We start from the raw sequence: 705 nt of genomic DNA, 5'->3' as shown, positions 1-705 counted from the left end.
CGAATTTAAACAAAAAGAACCTGGAATGATGGCTCTCGTTTCTTTAGGTTTAAGTGTTTCATATTTATATAGTATTTATACTGTAATAACAAGCTACGTAACGGGTGAACAGGTCATGGACTTTTTCTTTGAATTTGCTTCATTACTATTAATCATGTTATTGGGTCACTGGATTGAGATGAAAGCTATTGGAGAAGCAGGAGATGCACAAGAAGAACTGGCTAAGCTAGTACCAAAAGATGCTCATGTGGTATTAGATGACGATTCAATAGAAATACGACCAGTTGCTGACTTAAAGGTAGGTGATTTAATTCGAGTTCAAGCTGGAGAAAATGTGCCAGCAGATGGAACTATCGAGCGCGGAGAATCACGTCTAAATGAGGCTCTTTTGACTGGGGAATCTAAGTCAATTAAAAAAGGACCTGGCGATGAAGTGATCGGGGGCTCAACAAATGGGGAAGGGGTTCTTTATATTAAAGTGAATGAGACAGGTGATCAATCCTTCATCTCTCAAGTTCAGAATTTAATCAGCCAAGCTCAAAGTCAGCCTTCCAGAGCAGAAAATATTGCTCAAAAGGTTGCAGGGTGGCTCTTCTATATTGCGATCATTGTCGCACTAATAGCTTTTGTAGTATGGACGCTTATAGCGGACATCCCAACGGCAGTAAAACTTGCTATCACAACTTTAGTTATAGCTTGTCCACA

General features: G+C 39.7%; 1 protein-coding gene. It reads left to right on the top strand.

All coding sequences use genetic code 11. The features are described 5' to 3' along the window. On the top strand, positions 1-705 hold a 705-nt coding region (locus AC1EKE_RS08185; RefSeq protein ID WP_480309009.1), incomplete at both ends, for an HAD-IC family P-type ATPase.

This window comes from Porphyromonas sp. C0041D3 (assembly GCF_056590575.1).
The sequence above is the reverse complement of the archived record's forward strand: the minus strand, read 5'-3'. Positions and strand labels throughout refer to the sequence as shown.